This is a genomic window from Stenotrophomonas chelatiphaga, assembly GCF_032054965.1.
GTDB lineage: Bacteria > Pseudomonadota > Gammaproteobacteria > Xanthomonadales > Xanthomonadaceae > Stenotrophomonas > Stenotrophomonas chelatiphaga.
Window position 1 is genome coordinate 69809 of record NZ_DAMBRS010000001.1, and the last position, 15773, is coordinate 85581.

Consider the following 15773-nt stretch of genomic DNA (forward strand, 5'->3'; position numbering starts at 1 on the left):
GTCCCCTTTTTTCTGTCAGCCGATCAGGCGGGTGCCGAAGATGCGGTCGCCGGCATCACCCAGGCCGGGAAGGATGTAGCCCTTCTCGTTCAAGTGGTCGTCGATGGCGGCGGTGTAGATCTGCACGTCCGGATGGGCGGCCTGCACGGCGGCGATGCCTTCCGGCGCGGCAACCAGGAAGATGCCCTTGATGCGGCGGGCGCCGGCGCGCTTGAGCATGTCGATGGTGGCGATCAGGGTGCCACCGGTGGCCAGCATCGGGTCCAGGATCAGCGCATCGCGCTCCTCGAGGCGGCCGGTCAGGCGTTCGAAGTAGGGCACCGGCTGCAGCGTTTCCTCGTCGCGCTGCAGGCCGACCACGCTGACCCGGGCTGCCGGGATCAGCGACAACACGCCGCTGAGCATGCCCAGGCCGGCGCGCAGGATCGGCACCACGGTGATCTTGGCACCGGCGATGCGCTGCACCGTCACCGGGCCGGACCAGCCCTCCATGGTGTGCGATTCGGTGTCCAGGTCGGCGGTGGCCTCGTAGGCCAGCAGCGTGCCCAGTTCGTTGGCCAGTTCGCGGAAATCCTTGGTGCTGAGCGCAGCGTTGCGCATCAGGCCGATCTTGTGCTGCACCAGCGGATGGCGCACTTCGACGATGTTCATGGGGGGCGGGAAAGGGGAAAGGCAGAGGCCTGTATTCTGCCGCAGCCCGTCGGTCGCGGCCAGCGCGGGGACGCGTCGCCGGATCCGGTGCCCCGGTGTCATGCCGGTGAAACCTCGCCGACATACCTTGCCCTCCCATTCTTCACACCGAATGGGGACACCCGTGCAGACCAAGACACCGTTGGCGATTGCCATCACCTTGACCCTGGCAATGGGGGTTGCTGCACCGCTGCATGCCGCCGGGCAGGACGTGGCCGCCACCAGTGCCCTCGCCGCCGATGCCACCGACCTGGACCGCATCGAAGTGCGTGCCCAGCTGGAATCGCAGATCCGCGCGGTGGACCTCAAGCGCAGCAGCGATGCCATCGAAGACGCCGTGTCTTCCGATGCGCTGGGCCAGTATCCGGACAAGAACGTGGCCGAATCGCTGCAGCGCCTGCCCGGTGTCAGCGTCACCCGCGACCAGGGCGAAGGGCGCTTCGTGGTGGTGCGTGGCCTGGACGCCAACCTCAACAGCGTCAGCATCGACGGCATCGCGGTGGGCACGCCGGAGGATTCCAGCCGCGCCGCGCCGCTGGACGTGATTCCGTCCGATTCCACCGAGCGCCTGCGCGTGGTCAAGTCGCCGACCCCGGACATGCCCGGCGATGCCATCGGCGGTGCGATCCTGGTCGAGTCCGCATCGGCCTTCGACCGCGATGGGCGCAGCCTGCGCGGCAAGATCGAAGGCAGCCACCAGCCGCTGTCCGGCCACACCAGCCCGAAGGCGGCGATCAACTACAGCGAGGTGTTCGCCGATACCTTCGGCGTGGCACTGGGCGTGAATTACCAGAACCGCAAGTTCGAATCGGACAACACCGAAGTGGAGTACGACGGCGAAGACGATGCCACGCCGGGCGATGTCACCGCGATCAACCTGCAGCGCCGCAAGTACGAAATCGAGCGCAAGCGGATCGGCGCCAACCTCAACTTCGACTGGCGTCCCAGCGAAGGCAGCAGCTACTACCTGCGCACGCTGTACAGCCGCTTCGACGACGCGGAAACGCGCCAGCGCACGATCTTCAACTTCGAAGATGCCGACGTGGTGGCCACCGGCAACGACCAGTTCCGGCTGGATGACCTGCCTTCCGATGCGATCCAGAAGCGCATGCGCTACCGCACCAAGGAAGAAAACACCTTCGCTGCGAGCCTGGGCGGCGAGAACCGGCTGACCTCTGCGGTGGTCGACTACAAGGTGGGCTACACGAAGACCGAAGAACGCGTGGACGATGAGATGGAGGCACGCTTCGAGCTCGATGCCGACGACCTGTCCGGCACCCTGGACCAGCGCAGCCGGCTGCCGCGCTACACACTGTCCAACAACGACTGGATGGACAACGCCAACTTCGCCTACGACCGCATGATCCTGTCGCCCAAGCGGGTGGACGACAACGAACACAGCGCGCAGGTCAACGTGCGTTTCGACGCCGACAACGCCAGCTACAAGATCGGCCTGCTCGGGCGCTGGCGCGAGCGCGACGTGGACGTCAACGAAGTGGAGCTGCGCCGCGGGCCGGCGATCGACCTGGACAGCTGGGCCACCGGCGCGCCCGAACATCGCCACGGGTCGTTGGGGCAGGGCATGAGCTCGGCGCTGATGCGCCGCTACTGGGCCGCAAACAGCGGCCTGTACAGTGCACGCCCGCAGGAGACCGGGGCCAACGCAGTGACCTCGCTGGAAGAGGACTACAGCGCCAGCGAAGACATCTTCGCCACCTACGCGATGGGCACCTGGGACATCGGTGCGCTGCGCATCATCGGCGGCGTGCGCGTGGAGAACACCCAGTTCAGCGCGGTCGGCAACCAGGTCGACGTGGCCGAAGACGAGCGCAGCTTCACCGTCACCCCGCGCGTGGCCAACCGCAGTTACAGCAACGTGCTGCCCGGCCTGCACCTGCGCTACGACGCGGCCGATGACTGGGTGCTGCGGGCATCGGCCAACAAGACGGTCTCGCGTCCGTCCTTCGGCGACATCTCCCCGCGCGTGGGTTACAGCCGCGGTGACGAGGAAGTGCGGCTGGGCAACCCGTCACTGGATCCGTACGAATCGACCAACATCGACCTGTCGGTGGAGAAGTACCTGGGCAGCACCGGCATCGTTTCGCTGGGCCTGTTCCACAAGTCCATCGACGGCTACATCGTGGAGACCGTCCGCCAGAACGATCCGGCCTACGAAGGCTTCGACGTGACCCAGGCGATCAACGGCGACAAGGCCACCGTGCGCGGCGCCGAGTTCAATTACCAGCAGCAGCTCGCGTTCCTGCCGCCGGGGCTGGATGGCCTGCTGGTGGGTGCCAGCGGCACCTGGCTGGATACCGATTTCGATCCGGGCCTGGCCGACCGCGCCGGCGATGATTTCATGCTGCCACGGGCGTCCAGGCATGTGTACAGCGCGCATGTCGGGTACGAAAAGTACGGCCTGAGCACGCGCCTTGCCGCGGTGTACCGCAGCGAATACCTCGACAGCATCGGCACCGGCCGTGCGTTCGACATCTTCGTCGCCCCGCACACCCAGCTCGATTTCTCGCTGGACTACACGTTCAGCCCCCGCGTCAGCCTGTATTTCGAGGCACAGAATCTGTTGGACAAGCCGCTTGAGCTTTACCAGGGCACGCGCTCGCGCACCCTGCAGCTGGAAGAATACGGCCGCACCTATGCGGTCGGCCTGAAGGTGTCGCTGTGATGGCGCGGCGCATGCTGCTGGCCAGCGCGGTGACGCTGGTGCTGGCGGCCGCTTGCACGCGCACCCCGCCGATTGCGCCGCCGGGCAACGCCGCCGCCGCCAGGGCGCCTGCCGCCGGGGAGGCCAGCGCCGAACGCCAGGTCGCCACGCTGGCCGAAGCCTTCCTGACCCCGATGACCCCGGATGACAACATCGATTCCCCGGCGGCCTGGACGGCACCGGACGGCAAGACCTGGCTGATCGCCACGGCCAAGGCCACCGACAAGCTGGTGGTGTACGACGGCAGCACCGGCGCGTCGCTGCGCGAGGTCGGCAGCCACGGTACCGCGCTGGGCCAGTTCGATCGCCCAAACGGCATCTCGGTGACCGATGACCTGCTGTGGATCGTCGAGCGTGACAACCACCGCGTGCAGGTGTTCTCGTTGCCGGACTTCACTGCGCTGGCGGTATTCGGTGCCGACGACCTGCGCAAGCCGTACGGCCTGTGGGTGGACAAGCGCGCCGATGGCTATGCGGTGTACGTGACCGATTCCTGGGACAACGGCGAGGACGCGCAGGGCAAGGACATCCTGCCGCCACTGGCCGAGCTGGACAAGCGCGTGCGCCAGTACCACGTGCGCCGCGATGGCGCGGAGGTGACCGCCACGCTGGCCGCCAGCATCGGCGACACCAGCGAAGCCGGCGCGCTGCGCGTGGTGGAATCGATCTGGGGCGATCCGGCCAACGACCGCCTGCTGGTGGCCGAAGAGGACGAGACCTACGCCAGCGAGTTCAAGGTGTACACGCTGGCAGGCCGCTTCACCGGCACCACCTTCGGCCGTGATGTGTTCAAGGCACAGGCCGAAGGCGTGATGCTGCGTACCTGCGGCAAGGACGGCTGGTGGATCACCACCGAACAGGGCAAGGAGCGCAGCGTGTTCCATCTGTTCGACCGCCACAGCCTGAAGCTGGTGGGATCGTTCCAGGGCAACAAGGTCGCCAATACCGATGGCATCTGGATGATGCAGCAGGGCAGCCCGCGCTTCCCCCATGGCGCGCTGTATGCGGTGCACGATGACCAGGGGGTGGTCGCCTTCGACTGGGAACAGATCGCCAAGGCGCTGGCGCTGCCGCTGGAGTGCGCATCGTGATCGCGCGCCTCGCTTCCCTCGCGTTCGGCCTCGCACTGGCGCTGTCTGCCACCGCGGCGCTGGCCGACGACCTCGCCGCGCGCGTGGAGCCCAACAGCCAGGTGCCGGCGGGCAACCGCCACTATGCCGCCAGCGGCTTCCCGGACCGCATCGTCGCCTCGCCGGCGGCCGATGCCGCGCATGGATTCGCGGTGCGCTGGCGCACCGATGGCAGCGTGCAGGCGCCGCTGCTGGAAATCGCTCCAGCCGACGATACGCCCGGCTTCGGCCCCATCACCCGCGTCACCGCCAGCAGCCAGCCGCTGCAGACCGAGAACGGCCTGTCGCACCACCATCGCGCGGATGTGAGCGGGCTTGAACCCGGCACGCTGTACGTCTACCGCGTGCAGGGCAAGGACACCTGGAGCGCCTGGAACCAGTTGCGTACCGCGGGAAGCGCGGACCAGCCGCTGACCTTCCTGTACTTCGGCGATACCCAGAACAAGAACCTCAGCCATGTCACCCGGGTGGTGCGGGCGGCGCAGAAGGCCGCGCCGGAGGCCAACCTGAGCCTGTTCGCCGGCGACCTGGTCAGTGGCGGCTACGACGCCGATGACAGCGAGTGGGGCGAGTGGTTCGCCGCCACCGGCTGGCTGGCCCAGGAAACGATGCTGGCCCCGGCCATCGGCAACCACGAGTACTTCGAGGAATTCGAAGACACCCCGCAGGAGCGGCGGGTGATGGCGCGGCATTGGCCGGCCACGTTCGCACTGCCGGGCAACGGGGCCGAGGGCGCAGAGAAGAGCACCTACTGGTTCGACTACCAGGGGGTGCGCTTCGCCGTGCTGGATGGCACCTCGGCGATGGATCTCGGCACCGCGCAGGCGCAGGCGCGGTGGCTGGACCAGGTGCTGGCCAGCAATACCCAGCCGTGGACGATTGTAGTGGTGCACCAGCCGTTCTACTCACCGGCGCGGGGGCGCCACAACCCGGTGCTGCAGGAGGCCCTGCTGCCGGTGGTGCGCCGCCATGAGGTGGACCTGGTGCTGCAGGGCCATGACCACACCTATGGCCGCCGTGGCGAAGACGGCATGGCGACCCCGCAGTTCGTGGTCAGCAATGCCAGCCCGAAGCAGTACCGGCTGTCGAAGGAGGCCCTGCAGACCATGTCGCCGGTGGCCGAGGACACCCAGTTGTTCCAGGTGCTGCGCATCGATCCGCAACGCCTGCATTACGAAGCGCGTACGGTCACCGGCAAGCTCTACGATGCCTTCGAACTGGTCCGCCAGGCCGATGGCAGCACCAGGAAGGTGGAGCTGGAAGAAGGCCGCATCGCACCGCGGCGCTGCCTGCGCCCGCACGCGCCGACCGGCCGCAAGGACCGGTGCTGGGAATGAAGACCCCCATGCGCAACGCGTTGCCGATGCTGGCACTGGCCGCCGGCCTGACCCTGATGGCCGGCGCCGCGATCGCCGCCGATACGGTGCTGCATCCGTTCCTGGCCGCGCAGCCGAAGCAGGCCCCGGAAGAAGCAAACCTGGCGGTGGAGATCCCGGCGGGCAGCTTCACCAAGTACGAAATAAAGCAGGACGGACTGCTGCATGTGGACCGCTTCCAGTCGATGCCGGTCGCCTACCCGGCCAACTACGGTTCAATGCCGCGTACGCTGGCCGGAGACAACGATCCGCTGGACGCGCTGGTGCTGACCCGCGAGCCGCTGCACCCGGGAGTGATCGTGCGCTTCCGGCCGATCGGCTACCTGAAGATGGTCGACGATGGCGAGCAGGACGAAAAGGTGATCGGCGTGCCGACCGACAAGGTCGATCCCAGCTACGCCCACGTCCGCGATCTGGATGATCTGGCGCCGATCGAGCGCCAGCGCATCGAGGCGTTCTTCCGCGTGTACAAGGACCTGCCCGAAGGCCGCAATCCGGTACAGCTGAGCGGCTGGGGCAATGCGGCCGAAGCGAAGGTGCTTATCCAGCAGTCGATGCAGCGTTTCGACGCCGCCCAGCCAGCGCCGACCCCGTCGGCTCTACAGCCAGGTCACGCGCCATCGCTATGATGGCGCTTCCTGTTTTTGTCCTGGATGCAGCGCGTGTCATCAGCCCTGGTGTGGTTTCGCCGTGATCTCCGCCTTGCCGACAATCCGGCCCTGCAGGCGGCGCTGGAGGCCGGGCATGACGTCGTGCCGGTCTACATCCATGCCCCGCACGAAGAGGGCAGCTGGGCACCCGGCGCGGCATCCAATGCCTGGCGGCACCGCTCGCTGGCCGCACTGGATGCAGACCTGCGCGCACGCGGCTCGCAGTTGGTATTGCGCCAGGGCGACAGCCTGGACGTGCTGCAGCAGCTGATCAGCGAAACCGGCGCCGAAGCGGTGTTCTGGAACCGCAAATACGAGCCGGCGACGCAACCGCGTGATGCGAAGATCAAACGCACGCTGCGCGAGCAGGGCCTGCAGGCAGACAGCTGCAACGGCAGCCTGCTGTTTGAACCGTGGGAGCTGGAAACCAAGCAGGGCGGTCCGTACAAGGTGTTCACCCCCTTCTGGCGCAACGCACTGAGCAACTGGCGACTGCAGCCGGGCAGCGATGCGCCGGCCCGCTTGACCGCGCATGCCGTGCAGGGCGTCGCGCTGGATGCGTTGGGTCTGGCCCCCACGCTGGGCTGGGATGCCGGCTTCTGGGAGCACTGGCAGCCCGGCGAGGCCGGCGCGCGCGAGGCGCTGACCGTGTTCGTCGATGGCGCGCTGCACGGCTATCGCGAGCAGCGCGACCTGCCGGACCGCGTCGGCACCTCGTTGCTGTCACCGCACCTGCATTTCGGCGAGATCGCGCCGTGGCGCATCGTGCATGCGCTGGAAGCCGAGCGCACCGCCGGCCGCAGTGCCGACATCGATGCCTACATCCGCCAGCTCGGCTGGCGCGATTTCGCCCATCACCTGCTGCACCATTTCCCGAAGACCAGCGACGAAAACCTCAACCCCCGTTTTGATGGATTTGCCTGGGCCACGCCCAGCGCCGCCGACCTGCAGGCGTGGCAGCAGGGCCGCACCGGCGTGCCGATCGTCGATGCCGGCCTGCGCCAGCTCTGGCATACCGGCGCGATGCACAACCGGGTGCGGATGATCGTGGCCAGTTACCTGTGCAAGCACATGCGCGCGCACTGGATCATCGGCGCGCGCTGGTTCTGGGACACCCTGGTCGATGCCGACCTGGCCAACAATTCGATGGGCTGGCAGTGGGTGGGCGGCACCGGCGCCGATGCCGCGCCGTATTTCCGGGTGTTCAACCCGGTGACCCAGTCCGAGAAATTCGATCCGCAGGCGCGTTACATCACGCGCTGGGTACCCGAACTGGCCGCGCTTCCGGTCAAGGCCCGTTTTGCACCCTGGCAGCACCCCGCGCTGCTGGCGGACAAGGCGCCGAACTACCCGCGCACACCGCTGGTGGATCTGGCGGAAGGCCGCGACGCGGCGTTGGCTGCGTATCGACGCACCGGGGCGGAGTAGGGCGCTTTTGCACGCCGTCGGGAACAAGCTGAACGGGGCACCGGCCGCAGTCAGGACCCTCATCCCCGCATCGCATCAGGCTGTATATGCTCACCCCGACGCACGCCGGACCAGCCGGCTTCCAAGGAGAACTCCATGATCCGTTCCGCTCCCCGCAATGTGGCCCTTGCCCTGATGACCGCCGCAGCGCTCAGCGCCTGCGCCACCGGCGGTTCCTACGTGCAGAGTGACCAGTACGGCAATGAAACCCAGCAGCAGAACCGCACCGGCCGCAACGCCCTGATCGGCACCGCGGTGGGTGTCGCAGCCGGCCTGTTGACCGGTGGCAGCGCGACCGAGCGCCGCCAGCACGCCATGATCGGCGCCGGCATCGGTGCGCTCAGTGGCGCCGCCGTAGGCCAGTACCAGGACCGCCAGGAACGCGCGCTGCGCGAGCGTACCGCCAACACCGGTATCGACGTGGTGCGCCAGGGCGACAACATCAGCCTGAACCTGCCTGACGGCATCACCTTCGATTTCGGCAAGTCGGCGCTGAAGCCGCAGTTCTACGGCTCGCTCAACGGCGTGGCCAGTACGCTGTCCGAGTACAACCAGACGATGATCGAAGTAGTCGGCCATACCGACAGCATCGGCAGCGATGCGGTGAACAACCGGCTGTCGAAGGAGCGCGCCGATGCCGTGGCGTCCTACCTGACCGCGCAGGGTGTGCAGCGCGCGCGTATTGAAACGCTGGGTGCCGGCAAGGCCTATCCGATCGCCGACAACAGCACCGACGCCGGTCGCGCACAGAACCGCCGTGTTGAAATCCGTGTGATTCCTCTGCAGCAGTAACGCCCAGCGTTGTTGCGGTTGCTGCTTCGGCCGCAACAGAATGCCGCCTTTGCAGGCGGCATTTTTTTGGATGACGGCCAGCGGCCGTCACTACCGAAGCGGATGACGGCCAGCGGCCGTCACTACCGGTCAGGCGGCGACCACTTCCAGGATCCGCTTTCCTTCCGCGGCGGCCTCGGCTTCGGCTTTCTCGGTCTGTTGCTGTGCGTACTTCGCCGCCGGGCACTGCGCCATCATGTAGTTGGCGTCGAAGTTCAACTTTTCGACCAGGAAATCCACGAACGCACGTACCTTCGGCGACACCAGCTTGCCGCCGGCGAATACCGCGTTGAAGTCCACTTCCGGGCCGGTCCAGCCGGCCAGCACGCGCCGCACCATGCCGGTTTCGATGAACGGCTTGGCCATCACGTCGCCGGTCAGCAGCAGGCCTTCGCCGCACACCAGTGCGCCATTGAGCGCGGACACATCGTTGGCCACCATCAGCGGGGTGACCGGGAAATCGCGCAGCTCGCCGCCGTTCTCGCCCAACTGCCAGGTTATCCGGTTGGGATGGCTGTGGTACGCCTTGCGCATGGCCAGGATGCGATGGAACTGCAGCTCGTCCGGGTGCAGCGGCTCGCCATGGCGTTCGATGTAGGCCGGGCTGGCGAACACCTGCGTACGCAGGGTGCCCAGCTTGCGCGCCACCAGGTTGGAATCAGGCAGCGAGCCCACGCGCAGCGCCAGGTCGGCCTCGCCGGCGATCAGGTCCAGCTTCTCGTTGCCCAGGTGCATGTCCAGGCGGATTTCCGGATACATCGCATGGAACTGACCCAGCAGCGGTGCGATCCAGGTAATGCCCAGCGAATAGGGCACGGTGAAGCGCAGCCAGCCGCGCGGGCCGGACTGCAACTGGCTGACCGCACTCTCCGCCTCCTCCAGTTCGCGCGCGATGCGCTGGCAGTGCTCGTGGTAGATCGAGCCGGCCTCGGTGAGGCCCAGGCGGCGCGTGGTCCGGTGCAGCAGGCGCGCGCCGAGCCGCGTTTCCAGTTCCTGCACCTTGCGGCTGACGGTGGTCTTGGGAAGGCCGAGCGATTTAGCTGCAGCAATAAAACTGCCTTGCTCGACCACTTTGACGAAGATCAGCGTTTCGTTGAGATCGTGGGACATGGTCGAATTCCTGGACGTCGGGGACGGGACTATCGTGACAAAAAGATTGGACCGGGTGCGGGATGATTATTCCCCTAAAAGAGGACTAATCAAGTAGGAGTTAGAAGCGCACCATGGCGCCATTCCCGAATCGGAGGCCATCAGCCATGAGCCTGCGCAACATTCTCAACCTCTTCCGCTCCGCCGACCAGGACACCCTGGACCAGGCGATGACGGTCGAAAATCGTCCCAGCTCCTTGGTTAACAAGGATTTTCGGGAGTTTACCGCGGTCCCGCGCCAGCAGCGCGGTGGTGCCCTGCGTATGCGCCCGCGTGGCATGGATCGCCTGGGTCGTATCGGTATTGTCCCGCAGATGGGAGGAAATATCCCGTGAACGGGACGCTGGCACCGGAGGTCCTCGTCCTCGGCGGCACCGGTGCCGTGGGCCAGGGCGTGGTCGGTGCATTGCTGGAAGCCGGCAGCCCGGTGCTGGTGGTCGGCCGCGATCCGGGCCGGCTGGCCGCACTGCGGCTGCAGTTCGACGACGAGCCTGGCCTGGAGACGATGCTCGGCTCGCTGGCCGATGACGCGTCGGCCAAAGTGGTCGCCGACCGCGTGGCGGCGCGCCAGCGCCCCCTCGGTGCGGTGGTCGCCGCGCTCGGTGGTCCGTATGCGCGTGGCCGGGTCATCGACCGTCCCGGCGATGCGCTGATGCAGACGCTGCAGTTGGACCTGATGCCGCACGTGCATGCGGTCCGCCACCTGTTGCCGCTGCTGCAGGACCACCACCACCCGCGCCGCTTCGTGATGATCGGAAGCCCCGCCGGCCTCAAGCCGTGGGCCGCGCATGGTGATTCGTCGATCACCGCCGCAGCGCTGCGCATGTACGCCCAGGTGGTGCACCAGGAAGCGCAGGCGATCGGCGTGCGCGCGCAGCTGCTGGAAGTCGGTGCGCCGGTGTGCACGCCCAGCAATGCGGCCAACGCCTGCATCGAGTGGCCGAGCGCGCTGCTGGTCGGCCGGCGCCTGGTCTCGCTGCTGGACCAGTGCCACGACAACCGCGCCATCGTGCGCTGCGATTCACGCGATGCGCAGCTGCCACGCGGGCTGCTGCAGCTGGACGCGCCGCCGCGCTGGCGCGAATCGGCCGGGAGTGCTTGACCTCAACCTTTGTTGAGGTCGCACCATTCCCCGGCCGCCGGCCCGACCGGCACCCCGAAAGACAGAACACCCGTATCACCACCCCCTACGGATACATGCCATGAACACCATGATGCCCCTCCACCGCACCACCCGCCGCGTGGCCTTCGCCACGGTTTCGGCGTTGGCCCTGGCGATCCTGACTGCCTGCAGTGGCAGCCACGCCGAAGAAGCCGGCGCACCGCCCGCCCCGGAAGTCAGCGCCGCGCCGGTGCTGGTCAAGCAGGTCAGCCAGTGGGACGAGTTCAGCGGGCGCGTCGAAGCGGTCGAGAACGTCGACCTGCGTCCACGTGTCTCCGGCTACATCGACAAGGTCAACTACATCGAAGGCCAGGAAGTGAAGAAGGGCGATGTGCTGTTCACCATCGATGCCCGCAGCTACCAGGCCGAGTACGACCGCGCCCGTGCCGAAGTCGCCCGCGCCCGCACCCAGTCCACGCTGGCCCGCGGCGAGTCCGATCGCGCCAAGCGGCTGTCCGAACAGCAGGCCATCTCCACTGAAACCTGGGAACAGCGCCGCGCGGCGTCCGACCAGGCCGGTGCGCAGGTGCAGGCCGCGCAGGCGGCACTGGATGCAGCCGCGCTCAACCTGGAGTTCACCAAGGTGCGCGCGCCGATCAACGGCCGTGCGGGCCGTGCGATGGTCACCGCCGGCAACCTGGTCAGTGCTGGCGATGCCGCAAGCGTGCTTACCACGCTGGTATCGCTGGACAAGGTGCACGTGTACTTCGATGCCGACGAAGCGACCTTCCTGCGCTATGCGCAGATGGCGCGCAAGGGCGAGCGTCCGAGCGAGCGCGATGCGTCGCTGCCGGTACGCATCGGCCTGAGCGGCGAGCAGGGCTTCCCGCACGAAGGCAAGGTCGACTTCCTGGACAACCAGGTGACCCGCAGCACCGGCACCATCCGCGTCCGCGCGCTGCTGGACAACGCCGATCGTGAGTTCACCCCGGGCCTGTTCGCCCGCGTGCAGCTGCTCGGCAGCGGCCAGTTCCAGGCCATGCTGATCGACGACCGCGCCGTGCTGACCGACCAGGACCGCAAGTACGTCTACGTGGTCGACAAGGACGGCAAGGCACAGCGTCGCGACATCGCGCTGGGCCGCAGTGCCGAAGGCCTGCGGATCGTGGAGAACGGACTGGCGGCCGGCGACAAGGTGATCGTCGACGGCGTGCAGAAGGTCTTCATGCCCGGCATGCCGGTCCAGGCCAAGCCGGTGGCCATGCAGTCGGGCAGCGCACCTGCCGCTGCACCTGCAAAGGCCCCCGTCCCGGCACCCGCACCGGCACGTGTGGGTAGTGAAACCGCCGCACTGAACTGATCCATCCGGCCAGCGTCACCGCGAACCCCGATCCCCTGCCAGCACGGCAGGGGCAGGGTGGCTGCACCCCCACGCCGGCCAAACCCAAGGACATTCCCATGGATTTCTCCCGCTTTTTCATCGACAGGCCGATCTTCGCGGCGGTGTTGTCGATCATCATCTTCGCCGCCGGCCTGATCAGCATCCCGCTGCTGCCGACCGGTGAATACCCCGACGTCGTCCCGCCTTCGGTGGTGGTGCGCACCGTGTACCCGGGCGCCAACCCGAAAGTGATCGCAGAAACGGTGGCCACGCCGCTGGAAGAAGCGATCAACGGCGTGGAGGACATGATGTACATGAAGTCCGTCGCCGGTTCCGACGGCGTGCTGCAGATGACCATCACCTTCCGCCCGGGCACCGACCCGGATGCGGCCGCGGTGAAGGTGCAGAACCGCGTGGCGCAGGCCCAGGCGCGTCTTCCCGAAGACGTGCGGCGCCAGGGCGTGACCACGCAGAAGCAGTCGCCGACTTTCCTGATGGTGGTGCACCTGACCTCGCCGAATGGAAAGTACGACACGCTGTACCTGCGCAACTACGCCCGCCTGCACGTCAAGGACGCGCTGTCGCGCATCCAGGGCGTGGGTGATGCACAGATCTTCGGTGGCGGTGACTACGCCATGCGTGCCTGGCTGGACCCGGACAAGATCGCCGCGCGCGGGCTGACCGCCAGCGACGTGGTCGGCGCGATGCGCGAGCAGAACGTGCAGGTGTCGGCCGGCCAGCTCGGTGCCGAACCGATGCCCAACAGCCAGTTCCTGACCCTGATCAATGCGCAGGGCCGGTTGAAGAGCGAGCAGGAATTCAACGACATCGTGCTCAAGAGCGGCGTTGACGGTGAAGTGGTGCGCCTGTCCGATGTCGCCCGGCTGGAACTGGGTGCCGGTGACTACACCCTGCGTTCGCAGCTGGATGGCAAGAACGCGGTGGGTATCGGCATCTTCCAGGCACCGGGTGCCAACGCGCTGGAAATCCGCGATGCCGTCATGAACACCATGGACGAAATGCAGAAGACCTTCCCGGCCGACGTCAAGTACGAAGCGGTGTATGACACCACCATCTTCGTGCGCGACTCGATCAAGGCGGTGGTGTCCACCCTGCTGGAAGCCATCGCGCTGGTGGTGCTGGTGGTGATCCTGTTCCTGCAGACCTGGCGTGCCTCGATCATCCCGCTGATCGCCGTGCCGGTGTCCATCGTGGGCACGTTCGCCGCGCTGTACCTGCTGGGCTTCTCGATCAACACCTTGAGCCTGTTCGGGCTGGTGCTGGCGATCGGCATCGTGGTCGATGATGCGATCGTGGTGGTGGAGAACGTCGAGCGCAACATCGAAGAAGGCCTGTCGCCGACCGCGGCGGCCCACCAGGCGATGAAGGAAGTATCCGGCCCGATCGTCGCCATCGCGCTGGTGCTGTGCGCGGTGTTCGTACCGATGGCCTTCCTGTCCGGTGTCACCGGCCAGTTCTACAAGCAGTTCGCGGTCACCATCGCCATTTCCACGGTGATTTCGGCGATCAACTCGCTGACCCTGTCGCCGGCCCTGGCCGCGCGCCTGCTCAAGCCGCACGACGCGGCCAAGGATGCGCCGACGCGCATCATCGACCGCCTGTTCGGCTGGATCTTCCGTCCGTTCAACCGCTTCTTCAAGTCCAGCTCGGAAAAGTATGAGCGCAGCGTGTCGAACATCCTCGGCAAGCGCGGCGCGGTGTTCGTGGTGTATGCCCTGCTGCTGGTCGGCACCGGGGTCATGTTCAAGCTGGTCCCGCCGGGCTTCATCCCCACCCAGGACAAGTTGTACCTGATCGCCGGCGTGAAGCTGCCGGAAGGTTCTTCCATCGCCCGTACCGACGCGATGCTGAAGAAGGTCGCGCAGATCGCCATGGAAACCGACGGCGTGGCGCACACCATTTCGTTCCCGGGCCTCAATGCACTGCAGTTCACCAATACGCCCAACACCGGCGTGGCCTTCGTGCCGCTGAAACCCTTCAGTGAGCGCAATGGCCGCACCGCTGCGCAGATCAACGCGGAGATCAACCAGAAGATCGCCGCGCTGCAGGAAGGCTTCGCGTTCTCGATGATGCCGCCGCCGATCCTCGGGTTGGGCAACGGCAACGGCTACCAGATGTTCATCGAAGACCGCGGCAACCTGGGTTACGGTGCGCTGCAGACGGCCGTGCAGACCATGCAGGGTGCTGTTTCGCAGACCCCCGGCATGGCCTTCCCGATCACCAGCTACCAGGCCAACGTGCCGCAGCTGGATGCCGAAGTGGACCGCGTCAAGGCCAAGGCCCAGGGCGTGCAGCTGACCGAACTGTTCGATACGCTGCAGACCTATCTCGGTTCGTCCTATGTCAACGACTTCAACCAGTTCGGCCGTACCTGGCAGGTGATCGCCCAGGCCGATGGCCAGTTCCGTGACAGCGTGGAAGACATCGGCCGCCTGCGTACCCGCAACGACCGTGGCGAAATGGTGCCGATCGGTTCGATGGTCACCGTCAAGCAGACCTTCGGCCCGGACCCGGTGCTGCGCTTCAACGGCTACCCGGCCGCCGACCTGGCCGGTGAAACCGATCCGCGCCTGCTGTCGTCCACCGAAGGCATGGCCAAGCTGAGCGAGATCGCCGCCCAGGTGCTGCCGCCGGGCATGGTCACCGAATGGACCGACCTGAGCTACCAGCAGGCCACCCAGGGCAATGCGGCGCTGATCGTGTTCCCGGTGGCGGTGATGCTGGCCTTCCTGGTGCTCGCCGCGCTGTATGAAAGCTGGTCGCTGCCGCTGGCGGTGATCCTGATCGTGCCGATGACCCTGCTGTCGGCGCTGTTCGGGGTGTGGCTGACCGGCGGTGACAACAACGTCTTCGTGCAGGTCGGCCTGGTGGTGCTGATGGGCCTGGCGTGCAAGAACGCGATCCTGATCGTCGAGTTCGCCCGCGAGCTGGAAATGGGCGGCAAGGGCATCGTCGAAGCGGCGCTGGAAGCCTGCCGCCTGCGTCTGCGCCCGATCGTGATGACCTCCATCGCCTTCATCGCCGGCACCGTGCCGCTGGTGCTGTCGCATGGTGCAGGCGCCGAGGTCCGCTCGGTCACCGGCATCACGGTGTTCGCCGGCATGCTGGGCGTAACGTTGTTCGGGCTGTTCCTGACCCCGGTGTTCTACGTGGCCCTGCGCAAGTTCGTCACCCGCAATGGCGGTGGCCAGCTGGTGACCCACGGCGAATCCACGCTGCATCACTGATCTGTTCCTCCCCGGTAGCCGCCGAGC

General features: G+C 66.8%; 12 protein-coding genes. 10 read left to right on the forward strand and 2 right to left on the reverse strand.

The genetic code is table 11. The features are described 5' to 3' along the window. Positions 1–15: 15 nt before the first annotated feature. Positions 16–651 carry a uracil phosphoribosyltransferase gene (gene upp / locus RTX79_RS00375; protein ID WP_312680934.1) on the reverse strand — a complete coding sequence of 212 codons (636 nt, stop codon included), beginning with the start codon at positions 649–651 and terminating at the stop codon, positions 16–18. A 163-nt stretch (positions 652–814) separates the two neighbouring features. On the opposite strand from upp, the gene RTX79_RS00380 reads away from it, so the two are divergent. The 6 genes from RTX79_RS00380 to RTX79_RS00405 all read left to right on the forward strand — a co-directional run bounded on the left by RTX79_RS00380 (position 815) and on the right by RTX79_RS00405 (position 8827). Beyond that, on the forward strand, positions 815–3373 hold the full coding sequence (locus RTX79_RS00380; protein WP_312680936.1) for a TonB-dependent receptor: 2559 nt from the start codon (positions 815–817) through the stop codon (positions 3371–3373). Continuing rightward, positions 3373–4503 (forward strand): phytase, encoded by a 1131-nt coding sequence (locus RTX79_RS00385; RefSeq protein ID WP_312680938.1) that lies wholly within the window; start codon positions 3373–3375, stop codon positions 4501–4503. The genes RTX79_RS00380 and RTX79_RS00385 overlap by 1 nt, the downstream gene beginning before the upstream one ends. Then, positions 4497–5879, forward strand: coding sequence for a metallophosphoesterase (locus RTX79_RS00390; protein ID WP_428695946.1), 1383 nt, complete (start codon positions 4497–4499; stop codon positions 5877–5879). The genes RTX79_RS00385 and RTX79_RS00390 overlap by 7 nt, the downstream gene beginning before the upstream one ends. Next, positions 5876–6547 carry an inorganic diphosphatase gene (locus tag RTX79_RS00395; RefSeq protein WP_312680940.1) on the forward strand — a complete coding sequence of 224 codons (672 nt, stop codon included), beginning with the start codon at positions 5876–5878 and terminating at the stop codon, positions 6545–6547. The genes RTX79_RS00390 and RTX79_RS00395 overlap by 4 nt, the downstream gene beginning before the upstream one ends. A 33-nt stretch (positions 6548–6580) precedes the next feature. Continuing rightward, a complete protein-coding gene (locus tag RTX79_RS00400) occupies positions 6581–7996 on the forward strand; it encodes a cryptochrome/photolyase family protein (protein WP_312680942.1) in 1416 nt (471 codons plus the stop codon). Between the two features lie 135 nt (positions 7997–8131). Next, entirely contained in the window at positions 8132–8827 is a 696-nt protein-coding gene (locus RTX79_RS00405; protein ID WP_042612375.1) for an OmpA family protein, read from the forward strand. Between the two features lie 129 nt (positions 8828–8956). On the opposite strand, the gene RTX79_RS00410 is transcribed toward RTX79_RS00405, so the two are convergent. Next, positions 8957–9976 carry a LysR family transcriptional regulator gene (locus RTX79_RS00410; protein WP_057506671.1) on the reverse strand — a complete coding sequence of 340 codons (1020 nt, stop codon included), beginning with the start codon at positions 9974–9976 and terminating at the stop codon, positions 8957–8959. A 146-nt stretch (positions 9977–10122) separates the two neighbouring features. Here RTX79_RS00410 and RTX79_RS00415 point away from each other — a divergent pair, with 146 nt between their 5' ends. From RTX79_RS00415 to RTX79_RS00430, 4 genes are all read left to right on the forward strand, one after another. After that, on the forward strand, positions 10123–10350 hold the full coding sequence (locus RTX79_RS00415) for a hypothetical protein (protein ID WP_312680946.1): 228 nt from the start codon (positions 10123–10125) through the stop codon (positions 10348–10350). After that, complete coding sequence (locus RTX79_RS00420; RefSeq protein WP_312680948.1) at positions 10347–11117, forward strand: SDR family NAD(P)-dependent oxidoreductase; 771 nt, start codon at positions 10347–10349, stop codon at positions 11115–11117. The genes RTX79_RS00415 and RTX79_RS00420 overlap by 4 nt, the downstream gene beginning before the upstream one ends. Before the next feature lie 112 nt (positions 11118–11229). After that, positions 11230–12477, forward strand: coding sequence for an efflux RND transporter periplasmic adaptor subunit (locus RTX79_RS00425; RefSeq protein WP_312682146.1), 1248 nt, complete (start codon positions 11230–11232; stop codon positions 12475–12477). A 98-nt stretch (positions 12478–12575) separates the two neighbouring features. After that, positions 12576–15746, forward strand: a complete 3171-nt coding sequence (locus tag RTX79_RS00430) for an efflux RND transporter permease subunit (protein ID WP_123699343.1) — start codon at positions 12576–12578, stop codon at positions 15744–15746. Positions 15747–15773 lie beyond the last annotated feature (27 nt).